This is a genomic window from Rhizobium sp. 268 (assembly GCF_036571585.1).
Taxonomy (GTDB): Bacteria; Pseudomonadota; Alphaproteobacteria; order Rhizobiales; family Rhizobiaceae; genus Rhizobium; species Rhizobium redzepovicii.
This window is the reverse complement of the sequence record NZ_JAPPSO010000001.1, coordinates 474,130-499,353: the sequence shown is the minus strand read 5'-3', so window position 1 is coordinate 499,353 and position 25,224 is coordinate 474,130. Positions and strand designations below refer to the sequence as shown.

General features: G+C 62.5%; 26 protein-coding genes. 14 read left to right on the top strand and 12 right to left on the bottom strand.

The genetic code is table 11. From position 1 onward, the window contains the following. Nucleotides 1-8: 8 nt before the first annotated feature. Nucleotides 9-1,508 carry an inorganic phosphate transporter gene (locus OS035_RS02605; protein ID WP_310804013.1) on the bottom strand — a complete coding sequence of 500 codons (1,500 nt, stop codon included), beginning with the start codon at nucleotides 1,506-1,508 and terminating at the stop codon, nucleotides 9-11. 64 nt (nucleotides 1,509-1,572) lie between these two features. Beyond that, nucleotides 1,573-2,103, bottom strand: coding sequence for an NUDIX hydrolase (locus OS035_RS02600; RefSeq protein ID WP_310804012.1), 531 nt, complete (start codon nucleotides 2,101-2,103; stop codon nucleotides 1,573-1,575). Between the two features lie 263 nt (nucleotides 2,104-2,366). On the opposite strand from OS035_RS02600, the gene OS035_RS02595 reads away from it, so the two are divergent. Beyond that, on the top strand, nucleotides 2,367-3,272 hold the full coding sequence (locus OS035_RS02595; protein ID WP_097623970.1) for a LysR substrate-binding domain-containing protein: 906 nt from the start codon (nucleotides 2,367-2,369) through the stop codon (nucleotides 3,270-3,272). 65 nt (nucleotides 3,273-3,337) lie between these two features. Next, entirely contained in the window at nucleotides 3,338-4,495 is a 1,158-nt protein-coding gene (locus OS035_RS02590) for an adenosylhomocysteinase (protein WP_331813338.1), read from the top strand. A 56-nt stretch (nucleotides 4,496-4,551) separates the two neighbouring features. Here OS035_RS02590 and OS035_RS02585 read toward each other — a convergent pair whose 3' ends face one another. Further along, nucleotides 4,552-5,619, bottom strand: a complete 1,068-nt coding sequence (locus OS035_RS02585; RefSeq protein ID WP_331813337.1) for a zinc-dependent alcohol dehydrogenase family protein — start codon at nucleotides 5,617-5,619, stop codon at nucleotides 4,552-4,554. Nucleotides 5,620-5,753: 134 nt separating this feature from the next. On the opposite strand from OS035_RS02585, the gene OS035_RS02580 reads away from it, so the two are divergent. Beyond that, nucleotides 5,754-6,605, top strand: coding sequence for a LysR family transcriptional regulator (locus tag OS035_RS02580; protein ID WP_183852585.1), 852 nt, complete (start codon nucleotides 5,754-5,756; stop codon nucleotides 6,603-6,605). Nucleotides 6,606-6,618: 13 nt separating this feature from the next. On the opposite strand, the gene OS035_RS02575 is transcribed toward OS035_RS02580, so the two are convergent. Continuing rightward, on the bottom strand, nucleotides 6,619-7,515 hold the full coding sequence (locus OS035_RS02575) for a LysR family transcriptional regulator (protein ID WP_097623974.1): 897 nt from the start codon (nucleotides 7,513-7,515) through the stop codon (nucleotides 6,619-6,621). Nucleotides 7,516-7,662: 147 nt separating this feature from the next. Here OS035_RS02575 and OS035_RS02570 point away from each other — a divergent pair, with 147 nt between their 5' ends. From OS035_RS02570 to OS035_RS02555, 4 genes are all read left to right on the top strand, one after another. Next, on the top strand, nucleotides 7,663-9,102 hold the full coding sequence (locus tag OS035_RS02570; RefSeq protein WP_183852583.1) for an FAD-linked oxidase C-terminal domain-containing protein: 1,440 nt from the start codon (nucleotides 7,663-7,665) through the stop codon (nucleotides 9,100-9,102). Continuing rightward, on the top strand, nucleotides 9,099-10,298 hold the full coding sequence (locus OS035_RS02565; protein ID WP_183852581.1) for an FAD-binding protein: 1,200 nt from the start codon (nucleotides 9,099-9,101) through the stop codon (nucleotides 10,296-10,298). The genes OS035_RS02570 and OS035_RS02565 overlap by 4 nt, the downstream gene beginning before the upstream one ends. 237 nt (nucleotides 10,299-10,535) lie before the next feature. Continuing rightward, nucleotides 10,536-11,846, top strand: a complete 1,311-nt coding sequence (gene glcF / locus OS035_RS02560) for a glycolate oxidase subunit GlcF (RefSeq protein WP_097623977.1) — start codon at nucleotides 10,536-10,538, stop codon at nucleotides 11,844-11,846. 39 nt (nucleotides 11,847-11,885) lie between these two features. Then, a complete protein-coding gene (locus OS035_RS02555) occupies nucleotides 11,886-12,326 on the top strand; it encodes a hypothetical protein (protein ID WP_097623978.1) in 441 nt (146 codons plus the stop codon). Between the two features lie 99 nt (nucleotides 12,327-12,425). On the opposite strand, the gene OS035_RS02550 is transcribed toward OS035_RS02555, so the two are convergent. The 3 genes from OS035_RS02550 to OS035_RS02540 all read right to left on the bottom strand — a co-directional run bounded on the left by OS035_RS02550 (nucleotide 12,426) and on the right by OS035_RS02540 (nucleotide 14,796). Beyond that, nucleotides 12,426-13,100 carry an outer membrane protein gene (locus OS035_RS02550; RefSeq protein ID WP_331813336.1) on the bottom strand — a complete coding sequence of 225 codons (675 nt, stop codon included), beginning with the start codon at nucleotides 13,098-13,100 and terminating at the stop codon, nucleotides 12,426-12,428. A gap of 124 nt (nucleotides 13,101-13,224) precedes the next feature. Further along, nucleotides 13,225-13,911, bottom strand: a complete 687-nt coding sequence (locus tag OS035_RS02545) for a L,D-transpeptidase (protein ID WP_331813335.1) — start codon at nucleotides 13,909-13,911, stop codon at nucleotides 13,225-13,227. Between the two features lie 135 nt (nucleotides 13,912-14,046). Further along, the gene (locus tag OS035_RS02540; protein WP_183777237.1) at nucleotides 14,047-14,796 is read right to left on the bottom strand and encodes a L,D-transpeptidase; all 750 of its coding nucleotides are present in this window, start codon (nucleotides 14,794-14,796) and stop codon (nucleotides 14,047-14,049) included. A gap of 261 nt (nucleotides 14,797-15,057) precedes the next feature. On the opposite strand from OS035_RS02540, the gene OS035_RS02535 reads away from it, so the two are divergent. Both OS035_RS02535 and OS035_RS02530 read left to right on the top strand, forming a co-directional pair. Beyond that, on the top strand, nucleotides 15,058-15,687 hold the full coding sequence (locus tag OS035_RS02535; protein ID WP_097623982.1) for a DNA-3-methyladenine glycosylase I: 630 nt from the start codon (nucleotides 15,058-15,060) through the stop codon (nucleotides 15,685-15,687). Then, complete coding sequence (locus tag OS035_RS02530; protein ID WP_310804004.1) at nucleotides 15,684-16,193, top strand: hypothetical protein; 510 nt, start codon at nucleotides 15,684-15,686, stop codon at nucleotides 16,191-16,193. The genes OS035_RS02535 and OS035_RS02530 overlap by 4 nt, the downstream gene beginning before the upstream one ends. 19 nt (nucleotides 16,194-16,212) lie before the next feature. On the opposite strand, the gene OS035_RS02525 is transcribed toward OS035_RS02530, so the two are convergent. Then, the gene (locus OS035_RS02525; RefSeq protein WP_003588314.1) at nucleotides 16,213-16,917 is read right to left on the bottom strand and encodes an HAD family hydrolase; all 705 of its coding nucleotides are present in this window, start codon (nucleotides 16,915-16,917) and stop codon (nucleotides 16,213-16,215) included. Nucleotides 16,918-17,263: 346 nt separating this feature from the next. Here OS035_RS02525 and OS035_RS02520 point away from each other — a divergent pair, with 346 nt between their 5' ends. Further along, nucleotides 17,264-18,313, top strand: a complete 1,050-nt coding sequence (locus OS035_RS02520; RefSeq protein WP_310804003.1) for an aldo/keto reductase — start codon at nucleotides 17,264-17,266, stop codon at nucleotides 18,311-18,313. 209 nt (nucleotides 18,314-18,522) lie between these two features. Here OS035_RS02520 and copM read toward each other — a convergent pair whose 3' ends face one another. The 3 genes from copM to OS035_RS02505 form a co-directional block, all read right to left on the bottom strand. After that, complete coding sequence (gene copM, locus OS035_RS02515) at nucleotides 18,523-18,882, bottom strand: CopM family metallochaperone (RefSeq protein WP_097623985.1); 360 nt, start codon at nucleotides 18,880-18,882, stop codon at nucleotides 18,523-18,525. Between the two features lie 76 nt (nucleotides 18,883-18,958). Further along, nucleotides 18,959-19,324 carry a hypothetical protein gene (locus OS035_RS02510; RefSeq protein WP_183777241.1) on the bottom strand — a complete coding sequence of 122 codons (366 nt, stop codon included), beginning with the start codon at nucleotides 19,322-19,324 and terminating at the stop codon, nucleotides 18,959-18,961. A 59-nt stretch (nucleotides 19,325-19,383) separates the two neighbouring features. Next, nucleotides 19,384-20,139, bottom strand: coding sequence for a hypothetical protein (locus OS035_RS02505; RefSeq protein WP_331813334.1), 756 nt, complete (start codon nucleotides 20,137-20,139; stop codon nucleotides 19,384-19,386). A 134-nt stretch (nucleotides 20,140-20,273) separates the two neighbouring features. Here OS035_RS02505 and hisS point away from each other — a divergent pair, with 134 nt between their 5' ends. The 3 genes from hisS to hisG all read left to right on the top strand — a co-directional run bounded on the left by hisS (nucleotide 20,274) and on the right by hisG (nucleotide 23,785). Beyond that, on the top strand, nucleotides 20,274-21,797 hold the full coding sequence (hisS, locus tag OS035_RS02500; RefSeq protein WP_097623987.1) for a histidine--tRNA ligase: 1,524 nt from the start codon (nucleotides 20,274-20,276) through the stop codon (nucleotides 21,795-21,797). A 174-nt stretch (nucleotides 21,798-21,971) separates the two neighbouring features. Then, on the top strand, nucleotides 21,972-23,093 hold the full coding sequence (locus OS035_RS02495; protein ID WP_331813333.1) for an ATP phosphoribosyltransferase regulatory subunit: 1,122 nt from the start codon (nucleotides 21,972-21,974) through the stop codon (nucleotides 23,091-23,093). Next, entirely contained in the window at nucleotides 23,090-23,785 is a 696-nt protein-coding gene (gene hisG, locus OS035_RS02490) for an ATP phosphoribosyltransferase (RefSeq protein ID WP_097623989.1), read from the top strand. The genes OS035_RS02495 and hisG overlap by 4 nt, the downstream gene beginning before the upstream one ends. Before the next feature lie 81 nt (nucleotides 23,786-23,866). Here hisG and OS035_RS02485 read toward each other — a convergent pair whose 3' ends face one another. Further along, nucleotides 23,867-24,280, bottom strand: coding sequence for a DoxX family protein (locus OS035_RS02485; protein ID WP_097623990.1), 414 nt, complete (start codon nucleotides 24,278-24,280; stop codon nucleotides 23,867-23,869). Between the two features lie 212 nt (nucleotides 24,281-24,492). On the opposite strand from OS035_RS02485, the gene OS035_RS02480 reads away from it, so the two are divergent. Further along, a complete protein-coding gene (locus OS035_RS02480; RefSeq protein WP_097623991.1) occupies nucleotides 24,493-25,203 on the top strand; it encodes a glutathione binding-like protein in 711 nt (236 codons plus the stop codon). Nucleotides 25,204-25,224: the final 21 nt, after the last annotated feature.

Here is a 25,224-nt window from a genome sequence, read left to right as displayed (position 1 = left end):
CGTGAGTTTCAGACGAAAAGCGCGAACATAACCCAATAAATCACTGCCGCAAGCGCTGCCGAAACCGGCACGGTGACGATCCAGGCGGCAATGATCGTCATGAAATGCGAGCGGCGCACGAGATAGCGCCGCCGCGTCTCGTGGATGTTCGGATCCTCCGGCTCGTCGATATCGAAGCTCTCGGCCCTGCGCCTGATATAGGCGATGCGACGCTTCGAATGGCGGGTGTACCATTCGCGGAAGAAGCCGACGCCGAAGACGGAGCCGACGGCGATATGCGTGGTGCTGACCGGTAGACCGAGCCAGGAGGCGACGATGACGGTGAAGGCGGTCGACAGCGCGACGCAATAGGCCCGCATCGGATTGAGCTTGGTGATCTCCTCGCCGACCAAGCGGATGAGGCGCGGCCCGAACAGCAGCAGGCCGACGGAGATGCCGAAGGCGCCGATCAGCATCACCCAGAGCGGCGGATGGCCAACGCCGTCACCGCCGCCGATGCCGACCGAGTGGACGATGGCCGAAAGCGGCCCGACCGCATTCGAAACGTCATTTGCGCCATGTGCGAAGGACAGCAGCGCCGCCGAGCCGATGAGCGGCAGCCGGAACAGCATCCGCAGCGAGCTGTTGCGGTTTTCGAGATTGCGCGCCTGGGCGAGCACAAGCGGCCGGGCAATAAGCCAGCTCACCAGCCCGATGCCGATGCCGATAAGGATGATGGTGAAAGACGGAAATTTGCCGGTGGGCGACAGCTGCAACACCATATAGGCCATGAAGCCGCCGGCCATCACCGCGACCAGCACCGGCACCCAGCGCCGAGCCGCCGCGATCTTGTCGTCGCGATAGATGATCAGCGTCTTGACGAAGTAAAGCAGTCCGGCCGCGATCAGTCCGCCGATCAGCGGCGAGGTGATCCAGCTCGAGGTGATTTCCAGCATCACCCGCCAGTTCACCGGTTCCGTCCCGACGGCTGCGATGCCGGCGCCGATCACCGCGCCGACAATCGCATGGGTGGTGGAAACCGGCGCATTCATCCAGGTTGCGAGATTGATCCAGAGGGCGGCCGCCATCAGCGCTGCCATCATGATCCAGCCGAGCAGCGCCTGCGGCACCTCGACGGTATCGACGATATTCGAGGAAATCGTCTTGACGACCTCGCCGCCGGCGACCGTGGCGCCGAGAACTTCGAAAATAGCGGCGATGACCAGCGCCTGGCCCATCGTCATGGCGCGCGCCCCGACGGCCGCACCGACATTGTTGGTCACGTCATTGGCGCCGATATTCATCGCCATGTAGCCGGCAAGCGCCGCCGCCGCCACGACGAGCACCGCTCCCGGTTGGTCGAGCACATAGACACCGGCAAACAGCATGGCCAGGCCGACAAAGATCAACCCGAGGCCAGGCGCCACCAGCCGCCGCAAAACATGCTTCGCCGCCTCCTCGGCATGGGTTATTTTGTCGAGATCCTTGTCGAGCGTGCGTTTCGTGAGGACTGTGGGACGTGGCGGCATTCTTTATTCCGGGGAATGAAATCTGCTTCTACGCCACTTTCCTAGCAGCGCAAGATGGCAGGATTCATTCCGCCGGGATTTGCTTTCCCGCAGATCCCTGCTTTGCCGCTTTGGCCGAAAGCCGCTCAGTTATCTTTTGCTTGAAGGCCAGGAAAAGGCCGCGCAGTTCCGGCTCGCGCACGCGCCCCGCCGCCTCGTCGAACGAGACCCATTCGATGCGGCGTTCACCCTTTTCCTTGAAGTTCTTCGCCATGTCGGTGACTTCGAGCGCATAGACCTGCACCTTGCAGGCCACCTGTACGCCGTCGCGCAGGACTTTCGAATAGCTGTAAGCGCCGAGCGTCTCCGTCTCGACCGCGCCGCGGACGCCGGCTTCCTCAAAGGCTTCCTGTGCTGCGACCTCATGAGCGCATTTACCCGTCATCGGCCAGCCCTTGGGAATGACCCAGCGGCCGGTGTCGCGGCTCGTCATTAGCATCACCTCGACATCGTCACTCTTCTTTTTCACCCGATAGCAGATCGCACCATATTGCTGTCGCGGCGGACGCCGGAACATCAGTTGCACATCGGATGCCAATCGGGCGAGAAGAGTCAATTGTCGGGTCACCTTCGCAGTGGTTGTTAGGAATCATTCATATACGTGTATCACGAAAAGCTTACACAATCCAAAGCCGCGAACGTTCCGAAACGGGATTTGATCGCCGTTCAATAAGGGAAATCGAGCTGGGGCAGGCTCAGAAATCCGTCACGTCGTATCTCGAATGCGTCGCATTGCACAGGTGTTCAATATGGCGCGGTCTTGCCTTTCCTTCAATGGCAAGATCAAGTGATCCACTGTCATTTCTGATCGTGGTAATCATGCGTCTTCCACCGCTCAATGCCGTCCGCGCCTTCGAGGCCGTCTGCCGCCACGGCAGCATTCTGAAGGCCGCCGAAGAGCTGAAGGTGGTGCGCGGCGCGGTGCGCCAGCAGATTGCCACGCTGGAGGGTCACTTCGGCCGCAAGCTCTTTGTTCGTGACGGCCGCAGGCTGGTCCCGACCGGAGAGGCGAGCGCTTTCGCCGCAGCATCGAGCGCGGCTTTCGACATTCTGCAACGCGCCGCTTACGAGCTCTCGGGCATCGTGCCGGGCCGCATCCGGCTCGGCGTGCCCTCCGCCTTCGCCGTCTGGTGGCTGATGCCGCGTGTTGCCGACATGCAGGCGAACCTCGGTGATACGGCGGTCGATATCGTGCCGATGACCGTCGTCGAACCATTGCAGATGCACCCGGAACTGGACGCGGTGATCATGGGCGGCGAATACCGGCCGGCTGCCGGCGTGACCGCGGTGCGCTTCATGGAAGACGAGTTCGGTCCGGTCGCAACGCCGGCGCTTGCAGCGACGCTCTCGGAGAGCCCGGCAGCGATGGGCCGGCTGACGATGCTTGCGAGCCGCAGCGTTCCAAAACTCTGGGACGAATGGTTTGCCGAAAGCGGCACGCCGCCGGTCGTCTTTTCCCGCGCCCAAGAATTCGAGGATTTGCTGCTGGCGCTCGGTGCCGCCCGCTCCGGGCTCGGCATCGCCCTTGCGCCGCGCGCCTCGATCGAGGACGATCTTCAGCGCGGGCAGCTGGTCGCGCCCTATGGTTTCATCGCCCGGCCGTCCGGCTACAGCCTCTGCTGCCGCACGCCGGATGCAAAACGTCCGGCTTTCGCCGCTTTGTCCGGCTGGCTGCGCCAATCCGGGCGCGGAAAGGGCAGTTTTTCTGCTCCAACATCAGAATAAACTCCATATTCGCCGCCCTGTGGCATCGCTAGAAATAGCGGGATATCGGCAACAGGGATGAGATGATGGAAAAGACCGCGACGCGCATCGACTGGATCGGCGGCAGCTGCCGGCTGCTGAAGGCGACGGCAGCCGAATTCGAGCGGACGCGGCCCTTCGAGGGACTGTCGATCGGCACGGGCATTCATCTGGAGCCGAAGACGGTTGCGCTGCTGATGACGCTTCGCGCCGGCGGGGCGCGCCTCGTCTGCACCGGCAATCTCAACAGCACCCAGCCTTCGACGGTCGAGTTTCTGCGTTCGCAGGATTTTACGGTCTTCGCCACGCAGACGATCGATCCGGCCGCCCATCATGCCAGCCTCGAAGCGGTGATAGCCGAAAGGCCGGATCTGCTGCTCGACAATGGCGGCGATCTCTTCGCCATCGCGGCGGAAAAACCCCATGCCAATCTCCGTGGCGGCACCGAGGAAACTACCTCGGGCCGCACCCGCTTGCTGCCGCTGCGCGAACGCCTCAATATGCCGATCCTCGTCATCAACGACAGCCCGATCAAGCAGTTCGCCGAAAACAGGCATGCCGTCGGACAAAGCCTGTTCGAAAGCTATTTGCGCTTCACCAACCGCTCGACCAACGGCAAACGCGTGACGGTGTTCGGCTACGGCGGTTGCGGCAAGGGCACGGCCGCCTGTTTCCGCAACGCTTTTTCCACCGTCAGCGTCGTCGATATCGACGCCGTGACGACACTCGAGGCCCATCTCGATGGTTTCGCCACGCCGCTGCGCGAGGCGGCAATCCGCTCGGCCGATATAATCGTCACCGTCACCGGGTTTGCCGGCATCGTCACGGCAGCCGACCTGCCGCTCGTCAAGGATGGCGCGATCCTGATGAATGGCGGCCATTTCCCGCATGAGATCGATGTCGAGGCCTTCCGCCACCATCCCGATGTCATCGGCATCGATCGCTACGAGGCCGATCATATCGAGACCTTCCATCTGCGGGACGGCCGCTCCTTTCACGTGCTGGGCGGGGGCCACATGGCCAATCTCGCCGGCCCGCGGCCGCTCGGCAACACGGTCGAATCGATGGATCTCGGCTTCACCCTGCAGGCCCGCTGCCTGGAACGCATCGCCAGGGGCGAGGCCGGTCCCGAAGCCTGCGTGGTGCCGGTGCCCAGGGATATCGACGCGATGGTGGCGAATGCTTATCTTGATCTCGCGTGCTGAGGAAGATGCCTAAAAATGTGAGTGTTTTCGGACGACACCAGGCGCAACTCTCTCATTTAGCGAAGGAATAGATCTAAGGCCGACCGGAGCCTCAAATCATCCTGTTCCAGTCGTTCGGCACCGTGAGATCCGTCGATCTCGACGACGACCTTCCCGTCCGCCTGCCGGTTTTCGATCAGCCGATGTGCCTCGTCGGTATCGTCAAGTGTGAAGCGGTGCGGGTCGAGCCTCGGCATCACCTTGCCGGCTTCGACCAGTCTCGTCATTTCCCGCATAATCTCGCCGTGATGTGGGCGTCCTTCGCTGGTTAGAAGCGGGAGCAGCGTGAAAACCCCGGAATAGGTCGCCGCCTTAAAGGAGAGCGGCGCCAGCGCGTGATTTCCCCAGCCAAGGCAGCTCACCACATGGCCGAACCGGCTGACGGCCTGGAACGCCGTATCGAGCCCCTGGCCGCCGACCGTGTCGTAGACCAGATCGAAACCTTTGCCACCGGTAAGTCTTGCGACATAGCTTTCTACTGTTTCCGCGGCACGATCGATCGGCGTTGCACCTAGGCCGGCGAGATAGTCCGCTTTCGAAGCGCCGTCGACGACATAGACCTCGGCTCCAGCAGCCTTGGCGATCTGGGCGACGATATGGCCGACACCGCCGCCGCCAAGCACGAGGACCTTGCGGTCGGCGCTGACCCCGGCGCGGTCGACCAGCCCTTCCCAGGCGGTAATGGAGATCAGCGGCAGGGCGGCTGCCTCGCGCATCGAAAGGTTCTGCGGCTTTGGCGCCAACAGCGCGGCGTCGACCGCTGCGAATTCGGCAAGCGATCCCTGAACGCCGCCGACCCCGCCGGTCATGCCATAAACGGCGTCGCCGCGACGGAAACCGCCGACGCCAGGTCCGATCTCTTCGACGATGCCGGCCATATCGATGCCAAGCACGGCCGGAAGCGGGTGGCGCGCATGGGCCGCATTGCCGGCTCTGATCTTGAGATCGAGCGGATTGACCCCGCTCGCCAAGATACGCACCAGGACTTGGCCTTCACCAGGCACAGGCTTCGGAACATCGGCGATCCGTAATGGCGAATTCGGCGATTCCGCCAGCATCACTTTCATCGTTGATTGTCTCGACATGCAATTCTCCTTCGTTCGCGCGGCCTCTACGGTCGCAACGGGCTTTCCTGGAAGAAAGATCGCTCATTGAAACGCGAATGAAAATAAAAGAAAAAGACTGTAGCCCATGCATTTTTGTTTGATGGATACGCGCGATGGAATGGAGCGACCTGAAGATTTTTCTGGCGATCGCGCGGTTCGGAACGCTCGGAGCCGCAGCCCGCAGCCTCGGTCTGACGCAGCCGACGATGGGCCGGCGGTTGCGTGCCCTGGAAGCGTCCGTTGGGCAGACGTTATTTCAGCGCACTACTGAGGGCTTCGTGCTGACCGAGGAAGGCGCGGCCGTGCTCGCCGGTGCCGAACGCATCGAGGAGGAGACGCTTGCTATGGAGCGCATCCTTGCCGGTGGCAGCCGCCAGCTCGGTGGTTTTCTCAGGCTGTCTTCGTCCGACTGGTTCGGTGCGCATGTGCTTTCGCCGGTGCTGGCGGAATTCTCGCAACTCCATCCCAAGGTGGTGGTCGAACTATTGACCGACAGCCGGCTGCTTAGCCTGCCACGACGCGAAGCCGACCTCGTTTTTCGTATTCAGCCCTTTACGGAAGCGGAGATCATATCCCGCAAGCTTATCCATATTAAATACGGCCTTTACATCCGTCGCGGCGCGCCGCACCCGAGGGCATTTGACGGGGTGGGCGCCCGCCTCGTCACCATGGACCAAGCTTTCGGCGACATGCCGGATGCCGGCTGGCTGCAACGGCTCTTGCCGCGGGCCGAAATTGTCATGCGCAGCAACAGCCGCGATGTTCAGGCGGCGCTCTGTGCCAATGGAGCGGGGCTCGCCGTCCTGCCGCGGCCTCTCGGCGATTCGCTTGCTGCCATCGAACTGGTCGATCTCGGTGAGGCGCCGCCCGGCCGCGACACCTGGATCGGCTATCACCGCGACATGAAGCGCCTGGCGCGACTGCGCGCCCTGCTGGATCTCGTCATCGAGAGGCTGGCGCGCTGAGCGAGCACCGCCGTCAGCGTTCCCAATAGGGGACAGGTCCGTAAAGCTCGGCGAGATAGTCGATGAACAGCCGCACCTTGGCCGGCAGGAATTGCCGGCTGGGATAGACGGCCGACAGCGCCACATTGTGCGAGCCCTCATAGGCGGGCAGCACTTGCACCAGCTTCCCGGCTTTCAGCTCTTCGCCGATATCCCAGGTGGAGCGCAGCGCGATCCCGAGGCCTGAGATGACTGCCTCGCGGATCACCTCGCTGGAATTGGTGACCAGCATTCCCTCCGGCCGCAGGCTGAGCATTCCGTCCGGCCCGTTCAGCCGCCAAGTGTCGCCATTGTGCGCCGGCAGGCAGCGATGATGTTTCAAATCGTCGATATCTCTAGGCTTGCCGTGTGCCGCGAGATAATCCGGCGAGGCGCAGAGCAGCCGGCGCACCGGCGCCAGCCGCCGGGCGACGAGGCTCGAATCGGTGAGTTCGGCAATGCGGATCGCCAGATCGAAGCCGCCGCCGACGATGTCGCTGAATTCATCGGTCAGCACCAGGTTGATCGCCAGCTCCGGATGCGTCTCCATGAACGCCTTCAGATGCGGCGCGATGTGCATGCGCCCGAAGGAGGTCGGCGCCGAGATTTTCAGCGTCCCGTGCATCTGCGCCGAGCGGCCGGAAATGTAGAATTCCGCCTCTTCCAGCCCGGCGAGGATACCGAGGACGCGGTCGTAGAAACCCTGGCCGGCTTCCGTCAGCGAGATCTGTCGCGTCGTGCGCTGCAACAGCCGGGTGCCGAGCCGGTCCTCCAGCCGCTTGATCCGCTTGGAGACGACGGCCGGGGAAAAGCCGAGCGCCCGCCCGGCAAGCGACATGCTGCCCGTCGAAACGACCTTGGCAAAGATTTCGAGATCGCCCAGATTGGTCATACGGTTTTCGATTTTTTCCCCTTTTGGCATAAGTGCTTAGCATTTGCGCCGCTTTCGGGAAAGTGCTAAGCCGATTTATCGGCGGCAGAAGGTTCGCGGCCGGTTCCTGTCGTCATTTTCCCGATGAAAGGGGCTAGGGAGAACGCCATGTCCGACGCCATCCCGTTTCTCAAACCCCGAGCCGATGTCCTGGCGCGCCGAGCCCAGATCGTCGCCGATCTCACCGATCTTCTACCGCCGGAATGCCTGGTGCATGAGGCGCGCGAACTGGTTCCCTTCGAGACCGACGCTTTCGTGTCCTATCGCCGCCTGCCGCTCGCCGTCGCCCTGCCGCGCAGCACGGCTGAGGTTTCGGCGGTCATGCGCTATTGCCACCGCTACGGCATTCCCGTCGTGCCGCGCGGTGCCGGCACCTCGCTTTCGGGCGGCGCCATTCCGCAGGAGGATGCCGTCGTACTCGGCCTGTCGAAGATGAACCGCATCCTCGAGATCGATCTGCCGAACCGGGTCGCGGTGGTTCAAGCCGGTGTCACCAATCTCAATATTTCGGAATCCGTCTCGGCGGACGGCTTTTTCTACGCACCCGATCCGAGTTCGCAGCTCGCCTGCACCATCGGCGGCAATATCGGTATGAATTCCGGCGGCGCCCATTGCCTGAAATACGGCGTCACGACCAACAATCTGCTCGGCGTCCGGATGGTGCTGGTCGACGGCACGGTGATCGAACTCGGCGGCAAGGCGCTGGATGCCGCCGGTTACGATTTGCTCGGCCTCGTCTGCGGTCACGAAGGCCAGCTCGGCATCGTCACCGAGGCGACAGTGCGGCTGATCGCCAAGCCGGAGGGCGCGCGCCCGGTGCTCTTCGGCTTCGAAGCTTCGGAAGAGGCCGGCGCCTGTGTCGCCGATGTCATCGCCGCCGGCATCATCCCGGTTGCGATAGAATTCATGGACAAGCCGGCGATCGAGATCTGCGAGGCCTTTGCCCATGCCGGTTATCCCCTCGACGTAGGCGCTCTTCTGATCGTCGAGGTCGAAGGCTCGGAAGCAGAAATGGACGCCACGCTGAAGGACATTGTCGAGATCGCCCGCCAGCATGGCGTCAAGACGGTGCGGGAATGTCAGTCGGCGACCGAAGCGGCGCTGATCTGGAAGGGCCGCAAATCCGCCTTCGGCGCCACCGGACGCATCGCCGACTATATCTGCATGGACGGCACCGTGCCGCTCAGCCAGCTTTCCCATGTGCTGAAAAAGACGGCCGAGATCATCGATCATTACGGCCTGCGGGTCGCCAATGTCTTCCATGCCGGCGACGGCAACATGCATCCGCTGATCCTCTTCAACGCCAACGATCCCGAGGATGCCGCCCGCGCCGAGGCCGCCGGCAACGATATTCTCAAACTCTGCGTCGATGCCGGCGGCTGCCTCACCGGCGAACATGGCGTCGGCATCGAGAAGCGCGACCTGATGCGGCACCAATATTCGGAAGTCGATCTCGCCCAGCAGATGGCGGCGCGCGCCGCCTTCGATCCCGGCTGGCTTCTCAATCCGTCGAAGGTCTTTCCGCTCGAAGGGCGCCCCGCCGCATGATCGATCTGATGCCGACGAGCGAGGAAGAGGCGGCAGCGATCGTCCGCACCCATGCCGGGAGCGGCCGACCGCTGGCTATCTGCGGCGGCGATAGCCGCGCAGGCTTCGGCAATGCCGTTGCCGCCGAGGACCGGCTGCGCTCGACCGGGCTTGCCGGCATCGTCGCCTATAATCCCGGCGAAATGGTCATGACGGTGCGATCGGGAACGCCGCTCGCCGAGGTCGAGGCGGCGTTTGAGGAGAGCGGCCAGATGCTCGTCTTCGAGCCGATGGATCATCGCCCTGTCATGGGCACATCGGGCGAGCCGACCATCGGCGGCGTCTTTGCCGCCAATGTCTCCGGCCCGCGACGGCTCGTTGCGGGGGCTGCTCGCGACAGCCTGCTCGGTGTACGCTTCGTCAACGGCAAGGGCGAGATCATCAAGGCCGGCGGCCGGGTGATGAAGAATGTCACCGGCCTCGACCTCGTGAAGCTGATCGCCGGCTCGCACGGCACGCTGGGCTTCCTCACCGAAGTCACCTTCCGGGTGCCGCCGCGTCCGAAGACCGAGCGCACGGTGGTACTGTCGGGCCTCAACGACGCCGAGGCGGCCAACGCCATGGCGGCGGCAATGGCGCTGCCGGTCGAAGTCTCCGGCGCCGCCCATCTGCCGCTGACGGTGACCTGGAAATTCCTCGCCGGAAACCTGCCCGAGGGCGAGGCGACGGTGCTGCGCATCGAAGGTCTCGCCGGTTCGGTTGACGCGCGCTTGGAAAAACTTGCGGCAGCAATGTCGGCCTTCGCAGCGGTCACGCGGCTGGATGCGCCGGAAAGCCGCCGGCTCTGGCAAGAAATCCGCGATGTGCTGCCCTATGCCGACGGCACGGCGCGGCCGGTCTGGCGCGTCTCGGTCGCCCCCGGCACCGGCCATCTGCTGGTTGCAGCCCTTCGCCTCGAAGCCGGCGTCGATGCCTTTTATGATTGGCAGGGCGGTCTCGTCTGGCTGCGCATGGAAGCCGGCCCCGAAGGCGAGCTGGTCCGCCGCTACATCAAGGCGCTCGGCGGTGGCCATGCGACGCTGATCCGTGCATCGGAGCAGGTGCGGGCGGCAACCGCGGCGTTTCATCCGGAGGCCGAGGCGGTGGCGATGCTGTCGCGGCGGGTGAAAGAGAAGTTCGATCCGGCGGGGATCTTCAATCCGGGGAAGATGGGGTGAGAAGATGAGCCTGTGCGCGGAGTACCCCCCTCTGTCCTGCCGGACATCTCCCCCACAAGGGGGGAGATCGGCAAGAGGTGGGACGATCGCTTCCTATCTGGCGTATCGCAGTCGCAGCAATTTCGTTGTTTGGGGAGGCCGTCAATCCCATCCGATCTCCCCCCTTGTGGGGGAGATGTCCGGCAGGACAGAGGGGGGCGCCCCGGGTACAGCGCGCCCAAGGCGGAGGCCCCGCTAATGCAAACCAACTTCACCCCCACCCAGCTCGCCGATCCCGATGTCGCCGAATCCGAGAAGATCCTGCGCAAATGTGTCCATTGCGGTTTCTGCACCGCCACCTGTCCCACCTATGTGACGCTCGGCAATGAGCTCGACAGCCCGCGCGGTCGCATCTATCTGATCAAGGACATGCTGGAAAACGGCCGGCCGGCCGATGCCGAGGTCGTCACCCATATCGACCGCTGTCTCTCCTGCCTTGCCTGCGTCACCACCTGTCCCTCTGGCGTCGACTATATGCATCTTGTCGATCACGCCCGCGCCCATATCGAAAAGACCTACCGGCGCCCATTGATGAACAGGCTGACACGGGCGATCCTTGCCGCCGTGCTGCCCTATCCCAGCCGATTTCGCCTGGCGCTCAATCTCGCCCGCCTCGGCCGGCCCTTCGCCGGGCTGATGCTGGGGGCCACTCTCAAGCCCTTCGCCGCCATGCTGGCGCTTGCGCCGCGCCGCATCCCCGCCGCTTCAGCCATGGCAAAACCCGGCAGCTACCTGCCCGAAACGGAACGGCGCGGCCGGGTGGCGATGCTCTCCGGCTGCGCCCAGCCGGTGCTCGATCCCGGTATCAACGCGGCGGCGATCCGGCTGCTGACCCGGCTCGGCGTCGAGGTGGTGCTGCCAGAAGGCGAGGTCTGCTGCGGTTCGCTGGTTCATCACATGGGCCGCGCCGACCAGGCGCTCGCCAGTGCGCGCACCAATGTCGATCTCTGGACGCGCGAGATCGAAGGGCAAGGGCTCGACGCGATCATCATCACCGCCTCGGGCTGCGGCACGACGATCAAGGATTACGGCCATATGCTGCGCCTCGATCCCGCCTATGCCGCAAAGGCGGCGAGGGTCTCGGGCCTCGCCAAAGACATCACCGAATATCTGGCAACCCTCGAGCTGCCGGTGCACACGCCGAAGGGCATCACGATCGCCTATCACTCCGCCTGTTCCATGCAGCACGGCCAGCGCATCACGCTGACGCCGAAGCAATTGTTGAAGGCGGCGGGTTTTACGGTGCGCGATCCCGCCGAAGGCCATCTCTGCTGCGGTTCGGCTGGCACCTACAACATCATGCAGCCGGAGATCTCGGCTGCGCTGAAGGCACGCAAGGTCAAAAACATCGAAGCCACCAAGGCCGACATCATCGCCACCGGCAATATCGGCTGCATCACCCAGATCGCCACCGGCACCGGCATGCCGATCCTGCATACGGTCGAGCTGCTCGATTGGGCCTATGGCGGCGCTGTGCCGGAAAAATTAACAGGTTTGCCGTTAGGCTGACGTGAAAGGCCTGTCGGGCCTGTCTCGGGAGTTTAGACGATGTGGCGGGGAATGATCGTGTTTGCGGGACTGCTCGGTGCGGCGGGCGCCGCCCATGCCGACAGCCGTTTTTTCTGTTCCGCCGATGACAAGGAAGCGCGCTTCACGCTCGAAAGCGGTTTCGAAAGCGAAGCCGGCCACAAGCTCAACCATTTCCGCGGCGCGCTTGTTGTCAAGGATCCGGCCCAAGCGACCGTGTTCGGCAAGCGTGTTTTCGAATCGCAGCATCTGACCAACCATTGGTCGCGCGACGGCGATCTGCTTCTGGAGGTCTTCGATGGCGGCGAAGATGACACCGGCGGGGCAACGCTGGATCTGGTCGTGGTTGCCGGCGAACGCGGCAAGCCGGCGGCAAATTTCAGCGGCACCTATTCCCTGACGATCGAAGGCGGTGAAAAACCCTATGCCGTCGAAGGCAAGGTCAGCTGCGGCAAGAAATAGAGCAATGCCAGAAAAACCACGAAGCGCGTTTCCGTCTGGAATTGCGCCTTAGCAAAAAAATAGAGCGGCCCCAAAAGCTGGACCGCTCTAATGAGTTAATTACCAGTGGAACGAGACGCCGACATTGACGGCGTTGGTGAAGATGTTGGTCTTCAGGTCCACGCCGCTGTCGATCGGAACGTCGATGCGCGAATAGGTGCCCTTGTATTCGACGAAGGCCGACCAGCGGTCGGTCACCTTGAAGTCGACGCCGGCCTGGGCCTGCAGCGTCACGCCGCCGAATTCATAAGCCCAGGTCTTGCCTTCGGGGCGAATCACTTCGACATGCGGAATGTTCACGCCCACACCGGCGCCGAGATAGGGGGTCCAGCGGCGGCTCGGATCCTGAAAGCGATAGAGCCCGTTCACCGTCAGGAGGTTCAGGCCGTCGGTGAATTCGAAATGCGACCAGCCGGTCTTGGCCAGTGTATCGTCGTCGGCATAGACCTTGTCATGGGTATAATCGAGCGAGATACCCCAGTTCGGCTTGTTGAAGTTCTCGAGCCACCAGGTGACGCGGCCGCCGTAATAAGGCGGGGCGCCGAAGGATTTGCCTTCCCAGCCGGCGGTGAAATGCGTGCCGTCGGAGAGATCGACGCCGCTGTGCGGTGCCGTCTGGTAGCCGCCATAGACAGAAAATTGCAGATCTTCCGCCGAAGCGGAGGCTGCCGAACAGATCGTGAAAAACGCAATGCCCGCAAGCAGGGATGCTGAGGAACGCAGCGCATATGTCATTGAATAGCCCCGATATTGTAAAATAAGTCGACCTTGCGGCAGATGTGCCAGCTTTGTGCCGCAATGTCTAAGCAAAACGAAAGGCGCATCCGAAAGCGCCTTTCGTTTTTTTCGTGAGTGTTGCTCAGCCGCCGAACATTGTGCGGAGCACGTCGATGCCTCTGTCCTCGAACGCGACCTTGCCTTGCCTGTTGCCGGGGCCGATGACGATCACCTTGGTGCCGACAGGGGCGCGATCATAGAGATGCGTCACATCTTCGTTCATCATCCGGATGCAGCCGGAAGACATGTTGAGGCCAATCGTCCAGGGCTGGTTGGTGCCGTGGATGCGGAAGATCGTGTCGCGGCCGCCCTGGTAGAGATACATGGCCCGCGCACCGAGCGGATTATCCTCGCCGCCTTCCTGGAAAGCGGGAATGATGTGACCCTTGGCGGCTTCGCGGCGGCGCATCTCGGCCGGCGGTGTCCAGCCCGGCCATTCGGCCTTGCGGCCGATCTTGACGACGCCCGACCAGCCGAAGCCGTCGCGGCCGACGCCGATGCCGTAGCGGGTGGCCCGGTTGTTGCCTTCGACGAGATAGAGATATTTGTTGTTGGTATCGATGATCACGGTGCCGGCGGCTTCCGTCGTCACCAGCCGCACTTTCTTGCGCTTGAACTGCGGCTTCACATATTTCGGCATCTGCGCCACACGCAAGACGTGCGCCGGGCGCTGGGTGTTGTCGGAGCCGGCAGGCGCGGCAAAGGCGGATGTAGACATCAAGGACAGGACAAGTCCGGCCGCGGCCAGACCTGGCATCAATTTGATCATGATCGATTCCCCTCAAGCAAATCTGCCTGAAGCTACATGAACTTCTGCCCGATTCAAGATCGGCCCGGCCGGATAAAGCAATTTCGGGGAAGGAAGCCGGCTGTTCTTGCGGCTTCCAAGATATTGTATGTGCCGTTACATGACGACGACGCGGGTTCCGACGCGGACGCGGTCATAGAGATCGACGACATCTTCGTTGCGCAAGCGGATGCAACCGGAGGAGACGGCGCTACCGATCGACCAAGGCGCGTTGGTACCGTGGATACGGTAAAGCGTCGAGCCGAGATACATGGCGCGGGCACCGAGCGGGTTTTCCGCACCGCCATCCATCCGCGCCGGCAGGTAGTGGCCCTTGGCTGCTTCACGGCTGATCATTTCGGAAGGCGGCGTCCAGTCCGGCCATTCCTGTTTGCGGGTGATCTTGTGGGCGCCGGCCCATTCGAAGCCGGGCTTGCCGACGCCGACGCCGTAACGCCGCGCCTTGCCGCCATCCATCACCAGATAGAGGAAGCGGTTATTGGTATCGATGACGATGGTGCCGGGCTTTTCCTGAGTGTCGTAATCGACCATCTGCGGCAGGAATTGCGGCTCGATCGGATGGCGGATCGCCGGTATGCCAGGGTTGATCGCCGAAACGGTCTGCGGTGCGACCTGCGGCGCCTGGCGGATGACGCGGCGCTGGAAAAGGCCGCGCTGCTGCAACTGGACGACCGGTCGCTGATAGACGACGGGGCGAACCGTGCCGCCCCCGAGCTGGTTGATCCAGGGTGCGGTCAGATCGGGGCTGAGCACGACCGGCGGACGGGTGGCGTAGCGGTCGTCTGCAAGGGCGGCCGTGGAGCATATGCCGAACAGGGCTGCGGCAAGAACAAGCTGTTTCATCATCGGGCGGACTCTCTACAAATGGCCGAAAATGCGCTGGCGGAGACGTCCGCCCGGGCGGAGATGTTCCACCCGGGAAAGACGCTGCCACCCAATCCGCCAGCGAATGGTAAAGATCGATTCATGAAAACCCGACCGGCCGAATAAACTTTTCGTCAGGGTTACCGTTCGGTTTGGAAAGACGGTTTGCAAATGGTAAAGCCGGAATCATGACCGGAAAACCAGGCGGACCGGCGAACGGACGGACCCGGAAATGAAGCGGACATGAGCGAGACAGGCATCATCATCGGCGAGGACGGCAGGAGCCGCTGCCACTGGCACGCCAATCTGCCGGATTATCTCCGCTATCATGACGAGGAATGGGGCCGCCCTGTCACCGATGATATCCGCCTCTTCGAGAAGATCTGCCTCGAAGGTTTCCAGTCCGGGCTTTCCTGGCTGACCATCCTGCGCAAGCGCGAGAATTTCCGTGCCGCTTTTTCCGGCTTCGATTTCGAAAAGGTTGCCCTCTTCGGCGACGAGGACGTCACCCGCTGCCTTGCCGATGCTGGCATCATCCGCCATCGCGGCAAGATCGTCTCGACCATCAACAATGCCAGGCGCGCTATTGCGCTGAGAGATGAATTCGGTTCGCTCGCCCATTATTTCTGGCGCTATGAGCCGGGTCATAACGAACGGCCCGGAGTAGTCGACCGCGAGCATATCGTCGCCAATCCGACGACGCCGACCTCGACGATCATTTCCAAGGATCTGAAGAAACGCGGCTGGACCTTTGTCGGCCCGACCACAGTTTATGCTTTCATGCAGGCGATGGGCCTCGTCAACGATCATCTGGAGGGCTGTTTCTGCCGGCCCGAGGTCGAGGCGATGCGCGCCGTTTTGGTCCGACCATGAAAGAAGATGCATCCGTGAGAACATTGATCGCCGCCGCTGCCCTCCTTCTCCTGACGGTCCCCGCTCTGGCGCAGACGCCGCAGCTGGATCCCGGTGAAAAGCTGGAGAAGCTGCAATTCCCGGCCGTCACCATGCAGTTGAAGGGCTGGACGAAGTTCGGCAACGGCCATGTCTACACGCTGCCGGTGCGCGCCGGCCAGCACATGAAGATCGACTTTGCCACCAAGAGCAAATTCGCCTTCCTGGCAATCTTCGACCTGTCGAAACCGGATGACGAGGCCTTCTTCGGCACCGACGAGGACGGCATGAGCTTCGAGACGACGGTCAAGGAAAACACCACCTGGCTGATGCGTCCCTATTATTCCAAGGTGTCGCCGCGCCGCGGCCTCGGCGCCCCCTTCAGCATCCTGATCGAGCCTTTGGCGGCTGCCCCGAAACAGCCGCAGCCGCCGGTCGAGCCGGAACGCCCGTCGCTGTTCCCGAAGGCGCCCGCCAAACAGCAATAAAGGCGGGCGAGCGGCCCGCCTATGCCAGCCGGTCGATCAGGTCACGCAATTCGCCGAGATGACCGATCTTGCGAAATCGCGGCGCCTCCGTCGGTTCGTCCACATGTTCCAGCACCCAGGTGAGTTCATGCGGCACGAAGACGCCGTAGCTGCCGGCGGCGATCGCCGGCACGATGTCCGATTTCAGCGAATTGCCGACCATCATCGCCCGTTCCGGTCCATCGCCGACCTTGGCGAAGATGCGACGATAGGTGACGGCCGTCTTGTCGGAGACGATCTCGACGGCATCGAAGAAGTCGCCGAGCCCGGACTGGGCGAGCTTGCGCTCCTGGTCGAACAGGTCGCCCTTGGTGATCATCACAAGCAGATATTTGCCGGAAAGCGCTTCCAGCGTGTCGCGCACATGCGGCATGGTCTCGACAGGATGGGAAAGAAGATCGCGGCCCGTATCGAGGATCTTGGCGATCACGCCGGCGGGAACCTTGCCTTCGGTGATCTCGATCGCCGTCTCGATCATCGAGAGCGTAAAACCCTTGATGCCGAAGCCGTAATGGCGAAGGTTGCGCTTCTCGGCTTCCAGCAGCCGCTCGGAGATCTTCGGCCCTTCGGCGAAATCGGCAAGAAGCCCGGTGAAATGCGCTTCCGTAAGCCGGTAATATTGTTCGTTCTGCCAGAGCGTGTCGTCGGCATCGAAGCCGATCGTGGTCAGTGGTCGCGTCGTCATATGCGTACCTTCGAGCATGATGCCGAAAAGTGCGAGCGGTTTTCGGACAACATCATGCTCTAACTCTAAAATTGAGAACAGGATTCAGATCTGAGGCCGACCCGGCCCAAAATCATCCTGTTCTTGAAATATCGCCGGCAATCTATCGCTCGCCTGTGTCGAGACAAGGGCTGTGTCGAGACAAGGGCGCGGCGTTGAAAAGCCTCGCCGCCGCACTACATGAAAAACGCCTCACCTTGCAGCCAGCCACGGCTGTGCCTGTCGCGTGCGCAGGCCAATAATCAAAAAATGAAGTTCTTAGGTTCGCAAGCCCCTCTTGCGGCAGACACAAAGGATTTTTTCGACCATGCGTTACAATCAACTCGGAAATACGGGACTTTTCGTCTCGGAAATCTGCCTGGGCACCATGACCTTCGGCGAAGCCAAACAGGGCACCATGTGGGGCGCCATCGCCGATGTCGACCAGAATGCCGCCGACCGGATCGTCGAGCGCTCGCTCGGCTCTGGCGTCAATTTCATCGACACGGCCGATGTCTACTCCGCCGGCGAGTCCGAAAGGCTGCTCGGCCAGGCGCTGAAGAACCTCGACGTGCCCCGCAAGGACGTCGTCATCGCTACCAAGGTCTATGGCGTCATGGGCGAGAAGCCGAACGACCGCGGCGCCTCGCGCGGCCACATCATGGATTCGGTCGAGGCGAGCCTCAAGCGTCTGCAGACCGATCATATCGACCTCTATCAGATCCACGCGACCGACACGGTGACGCCGATCGAGGAGACGCTGCGCGCCTTCGACGATCTCGTGTCCCGCGGCCTCGTGCGCTATATCGGCGTCTCCAACTGGCAGGCCTGGCGCATTTCCAAGGCGCTCGGCCTCTCCGAACGCCGCGGCCTTGCCCGTTTCGAGACGGTGCAGGCCTATTATTCCATCGCCGGACGCGACCTCGAACGCGACATCGTGCCGATGATGCAGGAGGAGAAGCTCGGCCTGATGGTCTGGTCGCCGCTCGCCGGCGGTCTCCTGTCGGGCAAGTACGGTCCCGGTGCGCCCGGCAATGGCGAGGGCCGCCGCGCCAGTTTCGACTTCCCGCCGGTCGATAAGGACAAGGCCTGGGCTTGCGTCGCCGTCATGCGTGAGGTCGCCGAAAAGCACGGCGTCAGCGTCGCCACCGTGGCGCTCGCCTATATCCTCGCCAAGCCTTTCGTCACCACCGTCATCATCGGCGCCAAGCATGTCGACCAGCTCGACCAGAATCTTGCCGCCGTCAAGCTGAAGCTCGACGGGGACGATATGACGAAGCTCGACGAGGTCAGCGCGCTTGCCCCCGAATATCCGGGCTGGATGCTGGAGCGACAAGGCGCCGGCCGCCGCCCGGCCGATTTCGAGCCGAAAGGCTGAGATCGCCGACAGGGGACCCTCATCCGCCTACCGGCACCTTCTCCCCGCTTGCGGGGCGAAGGGACTATGCCGCAAACTTTCGGTTCCCACCTCGCTCTCGCAAGGCACGTCCCCTCTCCCCGTCAGAACGGGGAGAGGGTTAGGGTGAGGGCAGCCACGGCACGAACCGTGGCCTTTTGCCTGAAATCCCCTTCACCGGTTAGGGATACTTACTTGCCGTGGGCCTTAAGCCAGGCGTTCATCTCGGCGATCTCGGCTTCCTGCGCCTTGATCACCCCTTCGGCGAGTTTGCGGATTTCCGGATCCTTGCCGTATTGAAGCTCGATCTTTGCCATGTCGATCGCGCCTTGATGATGCGGGATCATGCCGCGGACGAAATCCGCGTCGGCATCGCCACTATATTCGATCATCATATTCTTGTGCATCTTGTCGTTCGCCTCGGTGAAGGCATGGCTTGCCGCGTCGTGGCTGCCCATCGGCTTGCTCATATCCATGGCCTTGTCTTCGGCAAGGACGGGAGCGGCAATGATGGCGAGCATGGCGGTAAACGTGATGATTTTCAGAGACATGAAAGATCCTTCCTCTGTCTGACAATAGGTTCGCGGGCGACTGAGGCCGCTCGCTTCTCAATGCATCAGCGTGATATCAGGACAGTCGGGGAGGGGGTGCCTGCGGTGCGGGTCTTCTGTCATCCAGAGCGCGCGCAAGCGCGGGGGCGGGATAGAAGAAAACGGACTTTCCGCCATCCATGACCGTCACCGTCGGCGGCAGCAGAAGACAGGCGGCGCACAGCGGCATATGCGCGGCATTGCCGCTGGTGCAAGGGTCTTTCAAGGGATCCGCCTTGCCCGCCGCGTCAGGCATCTGCATGCCGGCCATCTCATGATGCATGCCGGCTTCGGCGGCGGCGGGTGCACTCATCGACGCACAGGTCGGACAGCCTGCCCAAGCAGACATGGCGCTGTAGACCAGCCAGCCGAGAACCATCGTGATGAGAGCGAGCGTGCGCATCGTCCTTCATATAGGGGAATGCCGGATGCAAGCCAAGCCGATCGGCGGTCACATCCTGGTCACCAGGCGGCAATCACCTTGTGCTCGATCCGGTAATCCCGGCTCTCCTCGCCAAGCGGCGCCACCGGCCATGTCCAGGTGGCTTTGACCGGCGGCGGCGGGATGCCGTGCAGCAGGTCGGCCTCCTCATGCGTCCGGCCGTTGCGGTCGATGACGGCATAGGCGATGTCGCTCACCAGGCAATGGCGGCAGGAGAGCCCCGAAAGCCCGACGAGATGCGCCGCAATCAGCCGTTCCACCGTATCTTCAGGCATTCCGGCCGCCTCGGCGTCGCAGCGCCGTTTTACGCCGCGGCCGATCTGCGACAGGAGATTTGCCGAAACCACGAAATCGAGATAGGGCACGGTGCGCAGGAAGCCGAGCGGCTCCGGCTCCTTGCCGGCGGCGAGATCGTCATAGCCGGAGAGATCGCGTTCGATCAGCCTGATATTGCGATAGCCCTTGGCCGCAAGCCATAGGCGCACCGAGGCGAGATGGACGAGGTCGACCAGAACGACAGTGTCGAACGCGCGCGCCAGTTCCTCGATCGGCACGTCGCGCAGCAGCCCGGAGCCGAGCACGACGGCGGTCCGCTTCTGCCTGAGACCAGCCGCCGCCGCGCGGATCGCGTTCCGGCTCATCGTCTCATGTTCGGCCCATTCGCCGGCGCAGCGCCTGGCCCGTGACCAGAGATTGACGGAATAGCGGATGAACTTTCGATGCGCCTTGCCGGTCAGCGGCCATGTCGCGGCATAAAGAAGCGCTTCGGTGATCATGAGCATATCCGCATTCTGATAGGCGCCTCTGCTTCAATCGATTCGGCTTGCGGCTTCAAGACCCTTCGCTCTTGCCGCTCCCCGCCCAATCCGCTAGGAAACCGCCACTGTCACAGTCAGTGGAATTCCCGGAAATGAATGACAAGCAGAAGAAACCGCAAAAGCTCAAGGCCCGCCTGCCGCGCGGCTTCGTCGACCGGACGGCCGGCGATATCCGCGCCGTCAACGAGATGACGGCAAAGATCCGGGAAGTCTATGAGCATTATGGTTTCGACCCGCTCGAAACGCCGCAGTTCGAATATACCGATGCGCTCGGCAAGTTCCTGCCCGACAGCGACCGGCCGAACGAGGGCGTCTTCTCGCTGCAGGATGACGACGAGCAATGGATGTCGCTGCGCTACGATCTGACGGCGCCGCTTGCCCGTCATGTCGCCGAGAATTTCAACGAGATCCAGCTTCCCTACCGCACCTATCGCGCCGGCTACGTCTTCCGCAATGAGAAGCCGGGCCCTGGCCGCTTCCGCCAGTTCATGCAGTTTGATGCCGATACCGTCGGCGCGCCGGGCGTCCAGGCCGATGCGGAAATGTGCATGATGATGGCCGATACGCTTGAGGCGCTCGGCATCAAGCGCGGCGACTACGTCATCCGCGTCAACAACCGCAAGGTTCTGGACGGCGTCTTGGAAGCGATCGGCCTCGGCGGCGACGACAAGGCCGGCCAGCGGCTGAACGTGTTGCGTGCCATCGATAAGCTCGACAAGTTCGGCCCCGAAGGTGTGGCCCTGCTGCTCGGCCCCGGCCGCAAGGATGAATCCGGCGACTTCACCAAGGGCGCCGGTCTCGACCAGGCGCAGATCGACAAGGTGCTGTTCTTCGTCGGCATCAAGGACTACGCCGAAAGCGCTGCCCGACTCGCCGAACTCGTTGCCGGAACGTCGAAGGGCGGCGAAGGCGTCGAGGAACTGAACTTCATTGGCGCGCTGGTCAAGAGCGCAGGCTACGAGTCCGATCGCATCAAGATCGATCCCTCCGTCGTGCGCGGCCTCGAATATTATACCGGCCCGGTCTATGAGGCCGAATTGAGCTTCGACGTCACCAACGAAAAGGGCGAAAAGGTCGTCTTCGGTTCGGTCGGCGGCGGTGGCCGTTATGATGGTCTCGTCTCGCGTTTCATGGGCCAGCCGGTGCCGGCCACCGGCTTTTCGATCGGCGTCTCCCGGCTGATGACGGCGCTGAAGAACCTCGGCAAGCTTGGCGCCAGCGAAGTGATCGAGCCGGTGCTGGTGACCGTCATGGATGGCGACGTCGAGGCGATGGGCCGTTATCAGAAGATGACGCAGCAACTGCGCGCCGCCGGCATCCGCGCCGAGATGTTCCAGGGCAATTGGAAGAAGTTCGGCAACCAGCTGAAATATGCCGACCGTCGCGGCTGCCCCGTCGCCATCATCCAGGGCGGCGACGAACGCGCAACCGGTGTGGTGCAGATCAAGGATCTGATCGAGGGCAAGCGGCTCTCCGGCGAGATCGAGGACAATGCCAGCTGGCGCGAAGCCCGCGTGGCGCAGGAGACGACGCCGGAAGCCGACTTGGTCGCCAAGGTGAGGGAAATCCTTGCGGCGCAGGCGGAGGATCGGAAGAGGGCGGGCGATGCGCAATAGACCCCTCCCCAACCCCTGCCCACAAGGGGGAGGGGCTTCAAGTGGTGACGCTGTGCCCAACTCAACGTCTGCTTCCTCGACGGTTCTTTCGATTTGTTTCGACGGTCGCCACGGGATAATCCCTCCCCCTTGTGGGCAGGGGTTGGGGAGGGGACTTTTCCCGGGAGCGACACCATGCCCCTGATCAACCTCCCCGAATTTGCCAACGACCTGCTTTCCGAATTCGACGCCCGCAAGGCCGAGCGCATCGATACGCCTGTCATTCAGCCGGCCGAACCTTTCCTCGATATCGCCGGCGAGGATCTGCGTCGCCGCATCTTCATGACGGAGAGTGAAACCGGCGCCAGCCTCTGCCTGCGCCCCGAATTCACCATTCCCGTCTGTCTGCGCCACATCGAGACGGCGACCGGCACGCCGAAGCGTTACGCCTATCTCGGGGAGGTCTTTCGCCAGCGCCGCGATGGCGCCAATGAGTTCTATCAGGCCGGCATCGAGGATCTCGGCGATATCAACATACCGAGCGCCGATGCCCGCGCCATCGGCGATGCCACCGGCATTCTCGCCCGTCTGCTGCCGGGCCGGCGCCTGTCGGTGACGCTGGGCGACCAGGCGGTCTTCGAGGCCGTTGTCCAGGCGCTCGGCCTGCCGCTCGGCTGGCAGAAGCGGCTGATCCACGCCTTCGGCAACATGACGCAGCTGGAAGCGTTGCTGGCCGGTCTCGTCAGCCCGCAATTCGTCACCGGCCTCGACGACGATATCGCCAAGCTTGTTGCGTCAGGCGACGAGCAGGCGCTGGTCGCCCATCTCGAGCAGGAAATGCAGGCGACGGGCTATTCGACCAATGCCGGTCGCTCGCCGCTGGAGATCGCCCGGCGGCTCAAGGAAAAGCTCATCCTCTCCGAAACGCGCCTCGACGATGCAGCCTTCCATGTGCTGGAAGAGTTCCTGTCGCTCGACGTACCGCTCGTCAATGCGTCCGCAGCACTGGCCGGTTTTGCCGATGCTGCCGGCCTGAAACTTGGCAATGCGCTTTCCCGCTTCAACGGTCGTGTCGGCGCCCTTGCCGATGCCGGCGTCGATCTTTCCTGTCTCCACTACCGCGCCGCCTTCGGACGACCGCTCGATTATTATACCGGTCTCGTCTTCGAGGTGACGGCTGAGGGATCGAGCGCGGTTCTGGCCGGCGGCGGCCGCTACGATAGGCTCCTGACTTTCCTCGGTGCGACGGACCGCATTCCGGCTGTCGGCTTCTCCTTCTGGCTCGACCGCATCGAAACCGAAAGGGCAGCCGTATGACCATCACCATCGCGCTTCCCTCCAAGGGCCGGATGAAGGACGACGCTTCGGCGATCTTCGAGCGGGCCGGCATGCCGATCACGGCTGTCGGCAACGACCGCTCCTATCGCGGCCGCGTTGAAGGCTGGGACGATGTCGAGGTTGCCTTCCTCTCTGCCTCCGAAATCTCCCGCGAACTCGGCAACGGCACTGTCGATTTCGGCGTCACCGGCGAGGATCTGATGCGGGAAGGTTTTTCCGAAGTGGATAAGCGCGTCGAATTCTGCGCCCGCCTCGGCTTCGGCCATGCCGACGTCGTCGTCGCCGTGCCGGAGATCTGGCTGGATGTCGAGACCATGGCCGATCTCGGCGATGTCGCTGCCGATTTTCGTGCCCGCCACTCCAGGCGCCTGGCCATCGCCACCAAATACTGGCGCCTGACCCAGCAGTTCTTTTCAAGCCAGCACGGCATCCAGCTCTATCGCATCGTCGAAAGCCTCGGCGCCACCGAGGGCGCTCCCGCCTCAGGCTCGGCCGATATCATCGTCGACATCACCTCCACCGGCTCGACCCTACGCGCCAACCATCTGAAGGTGCTCCAGGACGGCGTTATCCTGCATTCGCAGGCCTGCCTTGTGCGCGCCCGCAAGGAAAGCCATGCCGATGAACCCGTCGTGCAGGCGATTATCGACGCGGTGCGCGCCGCCCTCTGATCTAGCCATCAATGCATAAGAAAACCCGCCGTCAATTCAATGACGGCGGGTTCTCTCATGTCTGGGAGGATGTCTGCTGGATCAGGCAGTCGCATAGGCGCCGCGGCGGGCGTCAATCGAATAGGCACCGGCACCGACGGTGGCGAGCAATATGTACGCGCCGGCAAGCGTGATGTTCTTCATGACCATGATCTGGTTGAGAATATTCACGAGATCCGCGCCACTTGCGTAGGGCAGATGGAAGGCAACCGCCGTGAAGACACAGAAGCCCGCCAGCAGCCAGCCGGCAATGCGGACCTGGAAGCCTGTGAGAACCGCAAGGCCGGCGAGCAGTTCAAAAAGGCCTGCGACATAGGCCAACAGGGTTGCGGCCGGCAGGCCGGCACCTGCGATCATGCCCGCAGTACCGGCAGGATCGGTTAGCTTCATGAAGCCGGAAAGGACGAACATGAAAGACAGAAGGATGCGGGCAATCAGGATAATGGCGTTCGACATGGATGCAGTCTCCGTTTGAATGGCTCTGGAGATCTTGGTGCCCCGGCACCGTGTGGACCTCGGATGCGTCCTATGTCGCTCTTTTCCTCCGTTATGGATAGATAAACAGACGCGGACAGTTCGTTCAATAATGTGGAACGATCTCCTGCGGACGGCCGCTTGCCTTTGCCGCACCCGGTCTCTTATGGTCGGCGCCCAACAAGGAGAATCCGATGGCAGATCTGTCCGCATTTCCGATCACGAAGCGCTGGCCGGCGAAAAATTCCGACATCATCCAGCTCTATTCCCTGCAGACCCCAAATGGGGTGAAAGTATCGGTCGCCCTCGAAGAGTTCGGGCTCGCCTATGAGCCGCATTATATTTCCTTCGCCGCCAACGAGCAGAAGTCGCCGGAATTCGAATCCCTCAACCCGAACGGCCGCATTCCGGCGATCATCGATCCGAACGGGCCTGATGGTAAACCGATCGGCCTTTTCGAATCCGGCGCCATCCTGCTTTATCTCGCGGAAAAGACGGGCAAGCTCATCCCCGAGGATGCTGCCGGCCGCTATGAATGCATCCAGTGGGTGTTTTTCCAGATGGCCGGTATCGGCCCGATGTTCGGCCAGTTCGGGCATTTCTACAAATTCGCCGCCGACAAGGTCGCCAACAATTCCTATCCGGTGGAGCGCTATCGCGACGAATCCAAGCGGCTGCTCGGCGTGCTCGAAGGCCGCCTGAAGGGTCGGCAGTGGATCATGGGCAATCAGTATACGATCGCCGACATCACCACCTTCACCTGGGTTCGCGGCGCCGATATCTTCTACGGCGGCCGCGAGGTTCTCGACTATGCGAATTTCCCCGCCGTGATGGACTGGCTGCAGCGCTGCATCGCCCGTCCGGCCAGCGAGAAGGGGCTCAACATTCCGGTCAAGCCGGAGTAGGGACTGCCGGAAAACACAAAG

What these genes read in the sequence shown, in the direction of transcription:
- hisG (WP_097623989.1), top strand. Translation starts at nt 23,090, where the DNA reads ATGACCATCACCATCGCGCTTCCCTCCAAGGGCCGGATGAAGGACGAC.
- OS035_RS02485 (WP_097623990.1), bottom strand. Translation starts at nt 24,280, where the DNA reads ATGTCGAACGCCATTATCCTGATTGCCCGCATCCTTCTGTCTTTCATG.
- OS035_RS02530 (WP_310804004.1), top strand. Translation starts at nt 15,684, where the DNA reads ATGAAAGAAGATGCATCCGTGAGAACATTGATCGCCGCCGCTGCCCTC.
- glcF (WP_097623977.1), top strand. Translation starts at nt 10,536, where the DNA reads ATGCAAACCAACTTCACCCCCACCCAGCTCGCCGATCCCGATGTCGCC.
- OS035_RS02545 (WP_331813335.1), bottom strand. Translation starts at nt 13,911, where the DNA reads ATGATCAAATTGATGCCAGGTCTGGCCGCGGCCGGACTTGTCCTGTCC.
- OS035_RS02550 (WP_331813336.1), bottom strand. Translation starts at nt 13,100, where the DNA reads ATGACATATGCGCTGCGTTCCTCAGCATCCCTGCTTGCGGGCATTGCG.
- OS035_RS02525 (WP_003588314.1), bottom strand. Translation starts at nt 16,917, where the DNA reads ATGACGACGCGACCACTGACCACGATCGGCTTCGATGCCGACGACACG.
- OS035_RS02505 (WP_331813334.1), bottom strand. Translation starts at nt 20,139, where the DNA reads ATGATCACCGAAGCGCTTCTTTATGCCGCGACATGGCCGCTGACCGGC.
- OS035_RS02520 (WP_310804003.1), top strand. Translation starts at nt 17,264, where the DNA reads ATGCGTTACAATCAACTCGGAAATACGGGACTTTTCGTCTCGGAAATC.
- OS035_RS02495 (WP_331813333.1), top strand. Translation starts at nt 21,972, where the DNA reads ATGCCCCTGATCAACCTCCCCGAATTTGCCAACGACCTGCTTTCCGAA.
- OS035_RS02535 (WP_097623982.1), top strand. Translation starts at nt 15,058, where the DNA reads ATGAGCGAGACAGGCATCATCATCGGCGAGGACGGCAGGAGCCGCTGC.
- OS035_RS02585 (WP_331813337.1), bottom strand. Translation starts at nt 5,619, where the DNA reads ATGTCGAGACAATCAACGATGAAAGTGATGCTGGCGGAATCGCCGAAT.
- OS035_RS02480 (WP_097623991.1), top strand. Translation starts at nt 24,493, where the DNA reads ATGGCAGATCTGTCCGCATTTCCGATCACGAAGCGCTGGCCGGCGAAA.
- OS035_RS02555 (WP_097623978.1), top strand. Translation starts at nt 11,886, where the DNA reads ATGTGGCGGGGAATGATCGTGTTTGCGGGACTGCTCGGTGCGGCGGGC.
- OS035_RS02540 (WP_183777237.1), bottom strand. Translation starts at nt 14,796, where the DNA reads ATGATGAAACAGCTTGTTCTTGCCGCAGCCCTGTTCGGCATATGCTCC.
- OS035_RS02565 (WP_183852581.1), top strand. Translation starts at nt 9,099, where the DNA reads ATGATCGATCTGATGCCGACGAGCGAGGAAGAGGCGGCAGCGATCGTC.
- OS035_RS02570 (WP_183852583.1), top strand. Translation starts at nt 7,663, where the DNA reads ATGTCCGACGCCATCCCGTTTCTCAAACCCCGAGCCGATGTCCTGGCG.
- copM (WP_097623985.1), bottom strand. Translation starts at nt 18,882, where the DNA reads ATGTCTCTGAAAATCATCACGTTTACCGCCATGCTCGCCATCATTGCC.
- OS035_RS02580 (WP_183852585.1), top strand. Translation starts at nt 5,754, where the DNA reads ATGGAATGGAGCGACCTGAAGATTTTTCTGGCGATCGCGCGGTTCGGA.
- OS035_RS02590 (WP_331813338.1), top strand. Translation starts at nt 3,338, where the DNA reads ATGGAAAAGACCGCGACGCGCATCGACTGGATCGGCGGCAGCTGCCGG.
- OS035_RS02575 (WP_097623974.1), bottom strand. Translation starts at nt 7,515, where the DNA reads ATGACCAATCTGGGCGATCTCGAAATCTTTGCCAAGGTCGTTTCGACG.
- hisS (WP_097623987.1), top strand. Translation starts at nt 20,274, where the DNA reads ATGAATGACAAGCAGAAGAAACCGCAAAAGCTCAAGGCCCGCCTGCCG.
- OS035_RS02605 (WP_310804013.1), bottom strand. Translation starts at nt 1,508, where the DNA reads ATGCCGCCACGTCCCACAGTCCTCACGAAACGCACGCTCGACAAGGAT.
- OS035_RS02510 (WP_183777241.1), bottom strand. Translation starts at nt 19,324, where the DNA reads ATGCGCACGCTCGCTCTCATCACGATGGTTCTCGGCTGGCTGGTCTAC.
- OS035_RS02595 (WP_097623970.1), top strand. Translation starts at nt 2,367, where the DNA reads ATGCGTCTTCCACCGCTCAATGCCGTCCGCGCCTTCGAGGCCGTCTGC.